The sequence below is a fragment of the Phyllobacterium myrsinacearum genome (assembly GCF_014138285.1).
Classification (GTDB): domain Bacteria; phylum Pseudomonadota; class Alphaproteobacteria; order Rhizobiales; family Rhizobiaceae; genus Phyllobacterium; species Phyllobacterium myrsinacearum_A.
Genome location: NZ_JACGXN010000003.1, coordinates 432,664 through 447,162, shown reverse-complemented (window position 1 = coordinate 447,162; position 14,499 = coordinate 432,664). Strand labels below are relative to the sequence as shown.

Genomic DNA, 14,499 nt, shown 5'->3' with positions numbered 1-14,499 from the left:
CTGCTGTTGAAGCAGGGAGAAATATTTGAAACCGTGCCTCAAAGGCATTACCTTCTGTGGAGCGATTATTACCGAGGCAGAAATGACAACTACCGTGACGACAAAGGGGCAAGTGACCATTCCCAAGCCAGTGCGTGATTTTCTTGGAATCGTACCTGGCAGTAAAATCGATTTTCATAGAGCCAGCAACGGAAGCGTTGTGATTACTCGTGCTGACAGACATCAGCCGAAGAGCCGATTTAACAATCTGCGCGGTCATGCTGGAGAGGGGCTTAATACGGACGCGATCATGGCGCTCACGCGCGATGAAGGATGACCCTTATTGATACGAACGTGCTGCTTGATCTTGTTACAGATGACCCAAATCGGGCGGATTGGTCGATTGCACAACTGGAAACCGCTTCGTTGCGCGGCCCGCTGTTAATTAACAATATCGTCTACGCCGAGCTGGCAGTGCGTTACAAGACTATTGAGGAACTTGACGCATTTGTTGATGCTGCAGGTCTTGAAGTTCAGCCAATCTTTTTCTAACGACTTCCATATTTGTATAAACTCGCCACTGCGGCATTTTTTGGGTGTATCTTATACCACAGTGCAATCTAGGAGACGGCCCAGATAACGCAGAGCACAAGTTGAAGCGATCGCTTGAGTAGTGCTATTCAGGGGGCTCGGGGCAGATTTGGGGCCGGTGACATTCGAATGGGCCGAGTAGCTGGCGACAGGGTTTCAAGCCGTGTGCTGCAGTAAGACTGGCCAGAGGCGGGATGGGGTTCTTTTCATCCCCTCAATCAAACACAGATAAGGCCTTTGTTTGCGGATAAACGCTGTGTTCGCCTGCGCTGATCTCATTCAACAGAAGTCCGGCTGATCAGACAAACCTACGGATTTATTCGTAGTTCTACATATGTCCTGTTTGGCGTATGATTTGGTGGGAATCTTGTCATGGCCCCTGCTTGACAAGGGTGGCTGCACGTATTTTAATCGTGCCTGCAGATTGAGCAAAGACTCAGCTGCATCCACATGACTTCGATAGTCGACGGGCAGTTTGGCCCCATGACGCCCCATCTTCGATGGGCGCTGCGTCATGGGGCTTTTGGTTTTGGGGGATAAATGGGCGACGCAGTCAAAATTGGGATTCTTTATTCGACGACCGGCCCTTACGCCGCTATTGGCCGCGACAGCCGTGACGGCGCCGAATTTGCCATGGAAGAAATAGAGGCTGCGCATCCCGGCACCGTTGAAGCGGTCTATATCGATCCGCAGGGACACATACCGGATTATCTCGAAGGTGCGCGCTCGATGCTGCGCGAGTCCGGTTGCCGCCATATCGTCGGAACCATCACTTCCATCGCCCGCAAGGAAGTCATTCCGCTCGTGGAAAAACATGACGGCCTGCTCTGGTATATGTGCCCCTATGAGGGGTTCGAGGCCAACGAGAACGTCATCTATACAGGCGCTTGTCCCAACCAGCATCTGCTGCCGCTGTTCGATTACCTCCTGCCGCGTTATGGTCGTCGGCCCTATCTTGTCGGCGCCAATTATGTTTGGGGATGGGAGATGAACCGGCTTGCGCGCGAGCTGATCAACAATGCTGGCGGTGAGGTGCTCGGCGAGCGCTATCTTCCGCTCGAAGAAACTGCTGTCGAGCGCATCATTCTCGATATCGAGCAGCGACAGCCCAGCTTTGTCCTCAATAATCTGATTGGCCCGGCGAGTTATGCGTTTCTTCGGGCATTCCGAGAACTCGGTGAGCGCGATCCTGCCTTCCTGCCGGAAAATTGCCCCGTCGTCAGTTGCGACCTCTCGGAATGTGAGCTGGACGAGATTGGTGCTGGGGTTGCTACGGGGCATCTGTCCGTGGCTGCTTATTTCGATAGTCTGGTTTCGCCTGAGAATCTCGCTTTCAAGTTGCACGCCTCCGAACATTTCGGCCCGGATCGTCACTTCTCCAACATCTTTGCCAGTGCCTATACGGCGGCCAAGCTATGCGCCGAAACGATTATCTCCGCCGGAACGGACGATCCGCAAACCGTGCGCCGTCTGGTGTCGGGCACATTGCTGTCGACCGTATACGGCCCGGTGAAGATCGATCCTGACACCAATCACATGGCATTGCCGTTCCACCTCGGCCGGATCAATGATGACAACGGGTTTGACATCGTCAATTCACAGGCGGCTATAGCAGCCGATCCGTACCTCACTCGGCGCCGCACCAAAATGCCCGTCAGATTGCGGATCGTTTCATGAGAGAGACCCCCAATTTTACCGGCTGGCATGCCACGATCCTGCATCGCCCGGAGGCAACAACCGAACGCCTGACCCGCCAGCTCAAGCTGCTGGGCCTGACGGTTTGCGTGCAATGGCAGCCGCTCGGCGCGCACGAACTGCCGGATATTGTGCTCATTGATGCTGATCAGGGTTGGGATGACCTTCTGCCATGGAATGACGGCAAAGCATCTCTGCCTGTTGTTGCCCTGCTGGGTTCCGAAGCGCCTGGCCGTATTGCCTGGGCAATGCAACAGGGCGCGGGCGCAATCATCGCCAAGCCTGTGGCAACGTCGGCGGTCTATCCTGCCCTGGTCATGGCTGTTGCCATCCATGAGGAAAGGGCCGCAGCGGCCAAGCACTTGCAGCATCTGGAAGAGCGTGTGCGGCTGCGGCCGCTGGTGCACGCGGCTGTGCAGAAAATCATGATGGCGCGCAAAGTTGATGAGGAACACGCCTACAGCATCCTGCGCAATTGCGCGATGCAGCGGCGCTTTCCCATGGAGCAGGTCGCAGCCCTTATTCTCGCCGGTGCAGAACCGCTGCCGGAGGCCGGTTGATGCACGTTCTGAAGACGATGCTGCGCCAGCCATCGGCATTGTTCGGGCTGATCATCGTGACCGTCGTCGTGCTGATGGCGCTCGGCGCACCATGGATTGCCCCCTATAGTCCTGACAACCAGATGTTCGATGGTCTCTCCATTGAAGGCGCACCATTGCCGCCCAGCACCCGGTTCCTGCTTGGCACCGACACGCTCGGGCGGGATCTGTTCTCGCGGTTGCTGTTTGGGGCACGCACGTCGCTGGTCATCGGACTTGTCGCCAATGGCATTGCCGTCGCCATTGGCCTGCTCGTCGGTGTTCTTTCCGGCTATCTGCGTGGGGCCGTTGGCGGCCTGTTGATGCGGTTCACCGATCTGATGATGGCCTTTCCTGCGCTGCTGCTCGCCATTGTGCTGGCGGCATTGTTGCACCCGAGCCTGTGGATCGTTGCCATGGTTATTGCGCTGGTTAACTGGGTGCAGGTGGCGCGCATCGTCTATACGGAAACGCGCGGGCTGGTGGAGCGCGACTTCATCCTGGCCGAACGCTCGCTCGGCGCCGGGCACCTGCGCATTCTCTTCGTGCATATCCTGCCGCATCTGATGCCGACGGCGATTGTCTGGGGCACACTCGGCATTGCCACCACAGTGCTGCTTGAGGCGACGCTGTCGTTTCTCGGCATCGGCGTCCAGCCGCCGCAGCCGTCCTGGGGCAACATCATTTTCGAAAGCCAGAGCTATTTTCAGGCCGCGCCATGGCTGGTGTTCTTCCCCGGTGCGATCATTCTGTTGACAGCCCTTTCCTTCAATCTGGTCGGCGATGCGCTGCGCGATATTCTCGACCCGACCCAGCGCGGGAGGGGCTGACATGCTGCTTCTCGTTCTGCGCCGTCTGTTGCAAACCGCGCTGATCCTGCTGGGCGTTGCCGCGATCACTTTCCTTTTGCTTTATGCCTTGCCCGCAGATCCTGCCCGTATGATTGCCGGACGCAGCGCCACCGCGCAGACCGTCGCCAATATCCGCCGGGAACTTGGGCTCGATCAACCTTTTCCCGTGCAGTTCTGGACCTATCTGCACGGTATTCTTCAGGGCAATCTTGGCCGCTCCTATGCACAAAAGACAGATGTCGGCGCGCTGATCATGGCCCGTCTGCCTGCAACCCTGATCCTGATGGCCGCCGGTATTTTCGTCGAAGTGGTGCTGGGACTGATCCTCGGCATCATCGCCGCATTGCGCCGTGGCGGACCTGTCGATCGCGTGGTGATGATGGCTTCATTCGTCGGCGTTTCGGCGCCGCAATTCGTCGTTGCCCTGTTGCTGCTTTATGTGTTTGCCGTCACGCTCGGCTGGTTTCCGATGAGTGGATTTGGCAGCGCCGCGCATGTTGTCCTGCCCGCCGCAACCCTCGGCATTCTCGGCGCAGGCTGGTATGCGCGCATGGTTCGCTCAGCGATGATCGATGTGCTCAATCAGGATTATGTGCGCACGGCGCGCGCCAAGGGCTTGTCATCGGCCCGCATCGTTCTGCGGCATGCGTTGCCCAACGCGCTTCTTCCTATCATTGCGATGATCGGGATCGATATCGGCCAGTTCATGGGCGGCGTGGTTGTGGTGGAAGCTGTCTATGGCTGGCCCGGCATTGGCCAACTGGCATGGCAGGCCATCCAGCAGGTCGATATCCCCATCATCATGGGCGTGACCCTCGTTTCTGCGCTGGCGATCGTGCTTGGCAATCTGCTTGCCGACATCATCGCTCCGCTGATTGATCCGCGCATCCGTGCGCGTTGAGTTTGAACCAGAACAAGAAAAGGGAACACAATGTTAAATCGCTGGCTTCGCAACACCACCCTGGCAACGGTGCTCGCCCTGTCGCCATTGCCCGTATGGGCACAGGAAACGCCGAAACAGGGCGGCGACGTGCTCATCACCTATAAGGACGATATCGCCACGCTCGATCCGGCAGTCGGCTATGACTGGGTCAACTGGTCGATGATCAAGAGCCTCTACTCCCGGCTGATGGACTACACGCCGGGAACGCCTGACCTGATCCCTTCGCTGGCCGAAACCTTTGACGTCTCGGCGGATGGCCTCACCTACACGTTCAAACTGCGCAAGGGCGTGAAATTCACCAATGGCCGTGAGGTTATTGCCTCGGATGTGAAATACTCGATCGAGCGCGCGGTCAATCCGAAGACGCAAGGCCCGGGTGCGGGTTTCTTTGGATCCATCAAGGGTTATGAGGACGTGTCCGGCGGCAGGTCCACAACGCTCGAAGGCATCGAAACGCCGGATGATGCAACCGTCATCTTCCATCTTTCGCGCCCAGACGCGACGTTCCTGCATGTGCTTGCCATCAACTTTGCTTCGGTCGTTCCGCACGAGGCCGTTGAGGCGGCGGGCGGCGATTTCGGCAAGAAGCCTGTCGGCTCCGGCACCTTCATTCTGAAGGAGTGGACCATCGGCCAGAGGCTCGTGTTCGAGCGCAATCCCGATTACTTCGTCAAGGAAATGCCGCATATCGACAAGTTCACGGTCGAAGTCGGTCAGGAGCCGCTTGTCGCTCTGCTGCGTCTGCAGAAGGGCGAGGTCGATATTGCCGGTGATGGCATTCCTCCGGCGAAATTCCTTGAGATCAAGAATTCCCCCGATGGCGCCAAAATGATTGTTGATGGCGAACAGTTGCATACCGGCTATGTCACGCTTAACACCAGGATCAAACCCTTCGACAATGTGAAGGTGCGTCAGGCGGTGAATATGGCCGTCAACAAGGAGCGCATCACCCGTATTCTCAACGGTCGCGCCACCGCCGCCAACCAGCCCTTGCCACCGGCCATGCCGGGCTATGACAAGAGCTTCACCGGCTATGTCTATGATGTGGCCAAGGCCAAAGCGCTTCTGGCGGAAGCCGGTTTCCCCGATGGCTTCCAGACCGTGCTCTATTCCACCAACACCGATCCGCAGCCGCGTATTGCCCAGGCCATCCAGCAGGATCTGGCGGCCATTGGCGTCAAGGCGGAAGTGCGCGCGCTGGCCCAGTCCAACGTGATTGCCGCAGGCGGCACCGAAGGCGAAGCCCCGATGATCTGGTCCGGCGGCATGGCGTGGATTGCCGATTTCCCCGATCCATCAAACTTCTACGGACCAATCCTTGGTTGCGCCGGTGCTGTCAGCGGTGGCTGGAACTGGTCATGGTACTGCAATGCCGATCTCGACAGGCGCGCGGTTGCAGCGGACTCCATGTCCGATCCGGCGAAGACCATCGACCGCGCCGCCGCATGGGGCAAGATATTCACCGACATCATGGCGGATGCCCCGTGGATTCCTGTCATCAATGAACGTCGTGTGGTTGCCAAGGCGGCGCGTATGGGCGGCTCCGACAAGATCTATGTCGATCCGACCCGCGTCATCAATTACGATGCGATTTTTGTAAAACAATAACGCATTGCGCTGACATTTTCCCGGGGGAACATGCCCCCGGGACCTCATTCAATTTCCGGGAGATCTGACATGTGCATCGTTTGCACCCATACCATTCATCGTGCCAAACATCACTTCGGCTGGAGCCGTGATTTTGAACCGGCGCTGGTTGCCAAGGCTGGTGAGACCATTCATTTCGAATGTTTGGATTCCTCCGGCGGTCAGCTCGGCAAGGGTGCGACGGTGGAAATGCTTGGCACGCTGGATTTCGGCAAGATCAACCCGGTTACCGGCCCCGTCTATGTCGAAGGCGCCAAGCCCGGCGATGCGCTGAAAGTGACCATCCGCCGCTTTGTCCCATCAGGTGTAGGCTGGACGGCGAACATTCCAGGCTTCGGTCTCCTGGCCGATCAGTTCAAAGAGCCCGCCCTGCACATGTGGAATTATGATCCGATCAGCATGGCTCCGGCCTTGTATGGTCCGGGCGGGCGCGTGCCATTGAAACCTTTTGCCGGAACCATTGGCGTTGCCCCGGCAGAACCGGGCGTACATTCGATCGTTCCGCCGCGCCGTGTTGGCGGCAATCTTGATATCCGTGACCTGACATCAGGGGTCACGCTTTATCTCCCCGTTGAAGTCGACGGGGCGCTGTTTTCCATCGGCGATACGCACGCGGCGCAGGGTGATGGCGAGGTGTGCGGCACCGCCATCGAAAGCCAGATGGAAGCCGAAGCCACCATTGAACTTGTGAAAGACGCCCGGCTGAAAAGCCCGCGTTTCACCACCACCGGGCCGGTGACGCGCCATCTTGATGGCGCGGGTTACGAGGTGACGACAGGCATCGGACCGGACCTGATGACCGGCGCGCGCGAAGCACTGATGCGGATGATTGATCTGCTGGGGGAAGAACATGACATGAGCGCTGTCGATGCCTATCTGCTTTGCTCGGTCTGCGGCGATCTGCGCATCAGTGAAATCGTCGATGCGCCAAACTGGGTTGTATCATTCTACTTCCCCAGGATCGTGTTCGCGTGACAATGTCTGCCCCAACGCCTATTTTGACAGTCCGCAATCTCTGCGTCGATGCCCGCACGCCCGAAGGCCGGCAGCGGGTACTCCACGATGTCAGCTTTGATCTGATATCAGGCGAAACATTGTGCATTGCCGGGGAATCGGGGTCAGGCAAATCCGTCACTTCGCTTTCTATCATGGGACTGTTGCCGAAGGCCTCGTTGCAGGTTGCATCCGGTACTATCAGGCTGGGCGAGAAGGATCTGGTGGCTTTGTCCAATCGCGCCATGCGCAGCGTGCGCGGCGGTGATATTGCCATGGTGTTTCAGGAGCCAATGACCTCGCTCAATCCGGTCATGTCCATCGGCGCGCAGTTGACCGAAGCGATCCGTGAGCACCAGGGTCCGGAAGGCGGTGCGGCGGAGACAATCGCCCGCCAGATGCTGGATGCGGTACATATCACTGAACCGGTCCGCCGTCTGACGCAATATCCACATGAACTCTCCGGCGGGATGCGCCAGCGCGTTATGATTGCTATGGCGCTGTCCTGCCGTCCGAAAGTGCTGATCGCTGACGAGCCAACCACGGCGCTCGATGTGACCGTACAGGCGCAAATCCTCAAACTGATGCGTGAGCTGAAACAGGAATTCGGCGCGTCGATCATCCTCATCACCCACGATATGGGCGTGGTCGCGCAAATGGCCGACCGTGTCGCCGTCATGCAGAACGGCCGCATCATTGAGCAGGGCGACGCCCTGTCCATATTTGAAAATCCCAAACAGCCTTACACGCAGGAATTGCTCGCCGCCGTGCCGCGTCTGGGTGCCCATGCTGGCAACGACGCGCCGCCGCGCGTCAGTGCAATCACCGCACCAAGCGTTTCCGTATCGCCTGCGCCAATCCTGCAGGTGCGTAATCTCGATGTAACCTATGGCAGTCCGGTGCGCAGGCTGTTCAGGGGTATGCTGCCGGCCGCCGCCGTCAGCGAGGTCTCGTTTGAACTGCGCCCCGGCGAAACGCTGGGGCTCGTCGGTGAAAGTGGTTCCGGCAAATCAACCACCGGCAAGGCGGTACTGGGCCTTATACCCTTTACCGGCCACGTGGTAATTGACGGACAGAATATTGCGGGCCTGAGCGCCCGCCAGATGCGGCCGGTTCGCCGTTCGGCACAAATGATTTTTCAGGATCCCTATGCCTCGCTCGATCCGCGCATGGCAGTGGGCGCGGCCATTGCCGAGCCGCTTGTTATCCATGGGCTTGGCGACAGGAGCGAGCGTGACGACCGGGTTGCCGAATTACTGCGGCATGTCGGTCTCCAGCCGGATGCGGCGACGCGCTATCCGCACGAATTCTCTGGCGGTCAGCGCCAGCGCATCTGCATTGCCCGTGCGCTCGCTTTGCAGCCCAAACTGATAGTGGCGGATGAAAGTGTGGCGGCGCTCGACGTGTCGGTGCGCGCGCGTGTTCTCGATCTGATGCTCGAATTGCAGGAGACGATGGGCCTCGCCTATCTCTTCATCTCGCACGACATGGCCGTGGTCGAGCGCATGTCGCACAATGTTGCGGTCATGCGCGGTGGCCGCATCGTCGAGATGGGGACACGGCGTGCCGTGTTTGAAAATCCGCAGGATGATTATACGAAAGCGCTCATGGCAGCAGTGCCGATCCCGGATCCCCGGGCCCGGCACATCGCCTGATCAGACGCATTCCAGCACCTGCCGTACGTTTGGCGGAGATGGAGCTCTCTGATCTATTCGGCATGTAAGCCCCTTAATCCACGGGAAGATGACGATATCTTCGTTAGCAATCATAGTTTGCGACAGATCCCTGTGACGTGGGTAACGAAGTTTACCTGTCATCCGCGTTATAAGATCCGAACGAAAGCCGAGTCTGCTGAAGCTATGTGTTTGAATCAGGTACTAGGTCTCGCCAATTGAAATTTTCTGTAAAACCCAGAACTTCTCTTATTTTTCGGTTGGATAGAGGCGCTTCAAACTCACCCAGATCACGGCGCAGCGGTGTGTTAGGGCAATATTTTTGAAGAAACTCGCGTGTCGGAAGCAACGCCGTAATTGTGTCGTTAACAGCGTTAAATACCTGAAAGCCCAAACCGTTTTTGCGTATCGCCAAATCGACAATCTGACCAAGATCACGAGCGTCAATATAGCTCCAAGCATTTCGTTTGCGCGACATAGGCTTGGCTAAAAAAGCCGGAAACAGATTATATTCATGAGGTTCGATGACATTGCCTATCCGGAGCGCATAGATATCTGCAGCGTAACGCGTGGCAAAAGCTCGTGCGGTGTTTTCATTGACGAGTTTCGAGAGACCATAGCTGTCCATGGGATCAACGTCGTAGTCTTCCTCAAGTGGGAAATGGTGAAAATCTTTGTCCCCTTCGGCAAAACACACGCCATAGGTCGTCTCGCTCGACGCGATAATGATCTTCTTTATGCCAAGCTTAACAGCCGCTTCAATAACGTTATACGTTCCTATGGTGTTAATCTGAAAAGTCTCGTTATCCGGCTTGATCAGGACACGCGGTACAGCGGCAAAGTGAACGACTGCGTCGATTGGCGCTGGACCTTTGCCACTTTCAAAGTCCTTGAACGCGAAATGGCTGGATAAGGCGTTAAACATCTGCCCGCTATCGGTGATATCCGCAAAGAGCGTATTCACGCCGGGTTGGTCCAATGGCGTCAGGTCCACGTTCAAGATATCGTAGCCCTTGTCGGCTAGATACTTCACGACATGACGTCCCGCTTTTCCGGTGCCGCCTGTAAAAATAATCCGCTTATTCATACCTTATATTCCTTATTGATTTTGCCGGAACTTACGCAGCCTATCGAACAGTACTGCCACCAAGATGGCTCCTCCTATGAAGCAACCCTGCCAGAATACATTGATACCGAGCAAGCCGAGGCTGTTGCGAATGAGAGGCTGTTGCGAATGATTTCAATCAACGCTGAGCCGACCAATGCACCGAATGCGGTTCCTACACCTCCCGCCAAGTCAGACCGTGAAACCGTTGTTATCATCTGATCATTTTCATCACTTGCATATTTGTACAGGGCGGCCTTCTTCTGAGTTGGAAGAACAGCAGGCAAGGAAGAAGCCCAAGAAGAGCAAAGTAGGCGACGAGGCAAATCCAGTTGAGAGTATCATCTTTGGCATAATGAACTAACGATAGGGCATCCGAGATAAATACGACGCCTGGCAGCAATGCGGGAATAGCAAGGACTATCGCCGTAATCTTGAGAAACCGATGCGAGGGAAATACAAACAGAAGTGCAATAGCGACGCAGGCAAATGCCAGAGCCGGTAGGCCAAAGAGTATAGCGCATATGCCGTCCAAGTTAATTCGGATATCTGACACCTCTGGCTATCCTTTGATCTTGCGTTCCTTGGAGTTGGTTACACGGGCGCGCGACAAAAACACCGCTCATGGCCCCTGTTAGGGAGAGGGAGAATTGAGATTCAGTTCGGACCGATTGAGCCAGCCTCTGACAGGATTTTCTCCGCCGAAATAGGCGACCTCCAGCCAGTCCTCCTTTCGCGACAGGATGACGACAGGATCGTACTGCACAACGAAGGGAGCGCGGCCAGGCTTCGCGTTAGGTTTAGAACGAAGAATCGCCTTCTTCACAGAGATCATTCCCACTCCCACCCAGCCGTTGCCTTCGGAAACCTTGCTCAACTCGAAGGGTTTTGTGACCATGTCTCCGGACGTCATCGCACATCCGGCCTGGTCTTGATCCAGTTTGAGCGAAGCGGTGCCGCGGCTAAACGTAAGGGTGCCATGGATCACATCTTTATCACCTGGCGCCCAGGTCACGATAGCGGCGTGATCATCAATAAGGCTGCCCTTCAGCATAAAGATGCAACTGAACTGCGGCGCATCATCAGTGCCGTTGCCAGTCCTGTATTCCCGAAAGGCGCCCGTCACCTGTTCGCCAACCACCGAGACGGCGAGGTTGTCGTACTGACCGGAAAGCTCTTCCGGCGCATCGCCGGCGTAACTCATATAAGGGAAAAGAATTGTCAATACTGCCAACCCCAAACAATAGCGTGTCATACGTCGCACCATAAACTGGATAGCCCCGAGTTTGTTAAACACCTTGCGTTTTCGGCATAAATCCCGTGCGAAGTGCATGGGCCCAACTGGGTTGGCCTGCTCGTTCGGCCTGTTGAGCTGCGGACTCCCAGTCATAAGTAACGGCAAAAAATTCGAAATTTATGGCGCCATCGCCGTCGATCTCGACCCTGCCATAGCGTGCATGGGGCGAGCCCTGTTGCGAAACATGCATTGGTTCGGTGTCGTCGAAGTATGCGGGCTCACCGACGCTTCCGGGATTGAAAATCACCCGGCCGTCTGGAAGACGCAACAGCTCGGGGCGATGGCTGTGACCGCACAGCAGCAACCGGAAGGCAGGATCAAGCTTGTGGAGCCTTTTCTCAATTGCTTCCAACGCTGCTGGTACGAGATGACCATCAACGATGGCATCTGCAAGATAGCGCTCGTCATGATCGGGCCTGGCGTGGAAGGCGAGCACTGACGGCGCAATTTCCAACTGTAGGGGAAGGGTCGCTAGCTTGTCTCGTTGGGCAGGTGTCAGTCGTTCACGAGCGTATCGATCAGACGGCCACATTTCGTCTGTCCCGTCCTCGGCAACGCGGCGATCATGATTACCACGCACGGTGGGTGCGGCAATCTCCTCGAGACGTTCAAAGGTTTCACGCGGCCAGAGAGGACCGGAAACGCAGTCGCCGAGATTGACGATGAGGTCTGCTCCACCACGCAGCTCTAGATCATTCAGAACTGCGTCGAGCGCCATGACGTTTCCATGGATGTCTGCGATGACTGCTATTTTCACTGACTGCTCCTATTGTCGCTGAACGGTTAACAGGTGGCAGCAGAAATGTCATGTGGCTCGGCTCATGCAGTTAGTAAAGTGTCCTCGTGTATTCACTTTCCAGATCGTCATCTATTTTGTGCATCTCGTCCTCATCGCTCGGCGCGCCAGGCGTTTCATCCAGAATGATCTTTACAAGTGATGGCATCTCTGTGCGATCCTGAAAATGATCCGGGTTCCATAAATGAAACGCCGAAATGCCTTTGCACAGTGCATGAAGACCTCGTCCACTACGACGACAACAGCGAGTTTGGGTGCACGACCATTTACACTGATGCTTTGTTCAAAGTGTGCCGGGTGACAGCATACCGTTTCTAACATGTTTGCGCTGCGGGTTATAAAACATCTCGATACAGTCGAACACGTCCTGCCATGTTTCGTCTCGTGTTCTGTATGTTATGCGGCGAATGCGTTCTCGTTTCAACAGATTGAAAAAGCTCTCCGCGACAGCATTGTCGTGACAGTTGCCCCGGCGGCCAGCTTTGGAATAACAAATGTTCCCGTAGAACTGCCTTCCTCCGCAAACCAGGCAATTGGTCATCTACCGCACGAAATGGATATGTGGGTTTGAATGATATGGCGAGCTTTCAACCCTGGCATCGACCGAGAACACCTCGCGCAGCAATGCCTGTGTGATGACGTCCTCCGGCGATCCTGACGCTACGATTCTACCTGATTGCATAACGATCAACTCGTCGCAGAACATCGCCGCGTGATTGAGGTCGTGGAGCGCAATAATACTCGTGATCGGCAACGCAGAAACAAACCGCAGCAGATTGATCTGGTGATGAATGTCGAGATGGTTGGTCGGCTCATCGAGGATTAGTTCCGCAGGCGATTGCGCCAATGCGCGCGCAAGGTGGGTCCGCTGCTTTTCGCCACCGGAAAGACTTTGCCAGTGGTCATTTCGCTTCGCTGTCATCTCGGTCCGCTCGAGAGCATATGTTACGGCTGCATCGTCCGCAGTCGACCAGCCGGAAAACATGGAACGGTGCGGAAAGCGGCCGAGCTTGACTACGTCAATGACCTTCAGGCTGGCATTTGTGGTTGCGTGCTGCTCGATGAAGGCTACGCGCTGAGCCATCGACCGTCGTCCGATCTGAGCGATGTTCTTTCCATCGAGCGTGATCCGCCCGGATGTCGGCTTTTTCAGACCAGCAAGCAGTCGCAACAACGACGTCTTGCCGGAGCCGTTTGGTCCCAGCAAGCCAATCATTTTTCCCTGCTGGGCAGTGAAGGACAAGCCATCTATGATGGTCTTCGAGTCGATCTTCCAGACGAGATTGTCAGCTTTGATACTCATGACGCACGCCGGAACCGGTAAAGGATAATTGCAAAGAACGGCACGCCGACCAGCGCAGTTACGACGCCGATGGGAAGAACCTGCTGAGGGATAAGAACCCGTGAGGCTATGTCTGCGGCGACCATGAAAATGGCGCCGACGATCGCGCAGGCAGGCATCAGTCGCATATGCAAGGGACCGACGACAAAGCGCGCCGCATGCGGAACCACCAGCCCGACGAACCCGATCGTTCCGACCATGCTGACGATCGTAGCCGTCATGACAGCTGTGACGCCGAACAGCAAAAGTCGTGCACGGCTCACATTAACACCAAGTGATGCGGCGGCTTCGTCACCGAATACAAACGCATCCAGCACGCGAGCATAGAAGAGGCACACGATCAGCCCGATGCCCACAACGACGGAGACGAGCGCAAATTCTGGCCATCGGACCGCCCCAAAGCTGCCCAGCAGCCAGAACATCACGTCACGCGCCTGCTGTGCATTTCCTGATGTGGTGACGATGTAAGATGTGGCGGCATTGAACAGTTGCGAGGCGGCGACCCCTGCGAGAATGGTCTGGTCCGCACCGCCTCGCGCGCCATTGGACAGCAGGGCCACGAAGAAAAAGGCGGCAAAAGCGCCAATGAATGCACCCGCAGAAAGTGAGATCGACCCGGCACCGAGGCCCAGGATGATCACGGCGACGGTCCCAGTCGAGGCACCGGCGGAGATGCCGAGAACGTAGGGCTCCGCCAGCGGATTACGGAGCAAAGATTGCAGGATGGCGCCCGAGAGCGCCAAGCCTGCCCCGCAGAAGACAGCGACCAGAGCACGGCTGAGGCGGTAATCCCAAATGATCGTTTCGTGGATCCGGTTCACGTCGACATTCGTCCAACCCAGCCGGTTGGTAATGGCGGCGTAAGTCGAGCTGAGCGGGATCGGCATGTCACCAATCCCGACGCTGACACCGACGATCAGCGATATGCCAACAGCAGAAGCGACCAAGATGGCGATTAGCACAGCGAAACGGCTGTAAAGCCGCACGCTGCCACCTTTGACTGCGGTAA

The 14,499-nt window shown here is 56.6% G+C and carries 13 protein-coding genes and 4 pseudogenes; 9 read left to right on the top strand and 8 right to left on the bottom strand.

Annotated features, from left to right (window positions below; genetic code table 11):
* Positions 1-82 precede the first annotated feature (82 nt).
* From FHW16_RS14390 to FHW16_RS14350, 9 genes and pseudogenes are all read left to right on the top strand, one after another.
* Positions 83-316 (top strand): AbrB/MazE/SpoVT family DNA-binding domain-containing protein, encoded by a 234-nt coding sequence (locus FHW16_RS14390; RefSeq protein ID WP_182549977.1) that lies wholly within the window; start codon positions 83-85, stop codon positions 314-316.
* A pseudogene (locus FHW16_RS14385) lies at positions 313-519 on the top strand (PIN domain-containing protein); the annotation flags it as partial. The gene FHW16_RS14390 and the pseudogene FHW16_RS14385, both read left to right, overlap by 4 nt.
* Positions 520-1,110: 591 nt before the next feature.
* On the top strand, positions 1,111-2,247 hold the full coding sequence (locus FHW16_RS14380; RefSeq protein ID WP_182549876.1) for a transporter substrate-binding domain-containing protein: 1,137 nt from the start codon (positions 1,111-1,113) through the stop codon (positions 2,245-2,247).
* Positions 2,244-2,825: an ANTAR domain-containing response regulator gene (locus tag FHW16_RS14375; RefSeq protein ID WP_182549875.1), complete on the top strand. Its 582-nt coding sequence runs from the start codon at positions 2,244-2,246 to the stop codon at positions 2,823-2,825. The genes FHW16_RS14380 and FHW16_RS14375 overlap by 4 nt, the downstream gene beginning before the upstream one ends.
* Positions 2,825-3,673 (top strand): ABC transporter permease, encoded by an 849-nt coding sequence (locus FHW16_RS14370; RefSeq protein WP_182549874.1) that lies wholly within the window; start codon positions 2,825-2,827, stop codon positions 3,671-3,673. Before FHW16_RS14375 ends, FHW16_RS14370 begins: the two co-directional genes overlap by 1 nt.
* 1 nt (position 3,674) lies before the next feature.
* Entirely contained in the window at positions 3,675-4,595 is a 921-nt protein-coding gene (locus FHW16_RS14365) for an ABC transporter permease (protein WP_182549873.1), read from the top strand.
* A 30-nt stretch (positions 4,596-4,625) separates the two neighbouring features.
* The gene (locus FHW16_RS14360; protein WP_182549872.1) at positions 4,626-6,245 is read left to right on the top strand and encodes an ABC transporter substrate-binding protein; all 1,620 of its coding nucleotides are present in this window, start codon (positions 4,626-4,628) and stop codon (positions 6,243-6,245) included.
* A 69-nt stretch (positions 6,246-6,314) separates the two neighbouring features.
* A complete protein-coding gene (locus tag FHW16_RS14355; RefSeq protein ID WP_182549871.1) occupies positions 6,315-7,259 on the top strand; it encodes an acetamidase/formamidase family protein in 945 nt (314 codons plus the stop codon).
* A gap of 2 nt (positions 7,260-7,261) precedes the next feature.
* Positions 7,262-8,932, top strand: a complete 1,671-nt coding sequence (locus FHW16_RS14350) for an ABC transporter ATP-binding protein (RefSeq protein ID WP_182549976.1) — start codon at positions 7,262-7,264, stop codon at positions 8,930-8,932.
* Positions 8,933-9,134: 202 nt separating this feature from the next.
* Here FHW16_RS14350 and FHW16_RS14345 read toward each other — a convergent pair whose 3' ends face one another.
* The 8 genes and pseudogenes from FHW16_RS14345 to FHW16_RS14310 all read right to left on the bottom strand — a co-directional run bounded on the left by FHW16_RS14345 (position 9,135) and on the right by FHW16_RS14310 (position 14,476).
* Entirely contained in the window at positions 9,135-10,037 is a 903-nt protein-coding gene (locus FHW16_RS14345; protein WP_182549870.1) for an NAD-dependent epimerase/dehydratase family protein, read from the bottom strand.
* Between the two features lie 12 nt (positions 10,038-10,049).
* Positions 10,050-10,249: pseudogene (locus FHW16_RS14340) on the bottom strand (ABC transporter permease); the annotation flags it as partial.
* Positions 10,250-10,689: 440 nt separating this feature from the next.
* Complete coding sequence (locus FHW16_RS14335; protein ID WP_182549869.1) at positions 10,690-11,310, bottom strand: hypothetical protein; 621 nt, start codon at positions 11,308-11,310, stop codon at positions 10,690-10,692.
* Positions 11,311-11,344: 34 nt separating this feature from the next.
* Entirely contained in the window at positions 11,345-12,109 is a 765-nt protein-coding gene (locus FHW16_RS14330) for a metallophosphoesterase (RefSeq protein WP_182549868.1), read from the bottom strand.
* A 70-nt stretch (positions 12,110-12,179) separates the two neighbouring features.
* Positions 12,180-12,427, bottom strand: a pseudogene (locus tag FHW16_RS14325) (pyridoxamine 5'-phosphate oxidase family protein); the annotation flags it as partial.
* A gap of 4 nt (positions 12,428-12,431) precedes the next feature.
* Positions 12,432-12,623 (bottom strand): annotated as a pseudogene (locus tag FHW16_RS14320) (IS3 family transposase); the annotation flags it as partial.
* Between the two features lie 66 nt (positions 12,624-12,689).
* Positions 12,690-13,451, bottom strand: a complete 762-nt coding sequence (locus tag FHW16_RS14315; protein WP_182549867.1) for an ABC transporter ATP-binding protein — start codon at positions 13,449-13,451, stop codon at positions 12,690-12,692.
* Positions 13,448-14,476: a FecCD family ABC transporter permease gene (locus tag FHW16_RS14310; protein ID WP_348643894.1), complete on the bottom strand. Its 1,029-nt coding sequence runs from the start codon at positions 14,474-14,476 to the stop codon at positions 13,448-13,450. Before FHW16_RS14310 ends, FHW16_RS14315 begins: the two co-directional genes overlap by 4 nt.
* Positions 14,477-14,499 lie beyond the last annotated feature (23 nt).

Excerpts from the sequence above, each read along its gene's own strand:
- FHW16_RS14355 (WP_182549871.1), top strand. The coding sequence starts at position 6,315 with ATGTGCATCGTTTGCACCCATACCATTCATCGTGCCAAACATCACTTC.
- FHW16_RS14345 (WP_182549870.1), bottom strand. The coding sequence starts at position 10,037 with ATGAATAAGCGGATTATTTTTACAGGCGGCACCGGAAAAGCGGGACGT.
- FHW16_RS14380 (WP_182549876.1), top strand. The coding sequence starts at position 1,111 with ATGGGCGACGCAGTCAAAATTGGGATTCTTTATTCGACGACCGGCCCT.
- FHW16_RS14390 (WP_182549977.1), top strand. The coding sequence starts at position 83 with ATGACAACTACCGTGACGACAAAGGGGCAAGTGACCATTCCCAAGCCA.
- FHW16_RS14350 (WP_182549976.1), top strand. The coding sequence starts at position 7,262 with ATGTCTGCCCCAACGCCTATTTTGACAGTCCGCAATCTCTGCGTCGAT.
- FHW16_RS14370 (WP_182549874.1), top strand. The coding sequence starts at position 2,825 with ATGCACGTTCTGAAGACGATGCTGCGCCAGCCATCGGCATTGTTCGGG.
- FHW16_RS14335 (WP_182549869.1), bottom strand. The coding sequence starts at position 11,310 with ATGACACGCTATTGTTTGGGGTTGGCAGTATTGACAATTCTTTTCCCT.
- FHW16_RS14315 (WP_182549867.1), bottom strand. The coding sequence starts at position 13,451 with ATGAGTATCAAAGCTGACAATCTCGTCTGGAAGATCGACTCGAAGACC.
- FHW16_RS14375 (WP_182549875.1), top strand. The coding sequence starts at position 2,244 with ATGAGAGAGACCCCCAATTTTACCGGCTGGCATGCCACGATCCTGCAT.
- FHW16_RS14360 (WP_182549872.1), top strand. The coding sequence starts at position 4,626 with ATGTTAAATCGCTGGCTTCGCAACACCACCCTGGCAACGGTGCTCGCC.
- FHW16_RS14365 (WP_182549873.1), top strand. The coding sequence starts at position 3,675 with ATGCTGCTTCTCGTTCTGCGCCGTCTGTTGCAAACCGCGCTGATCCTG.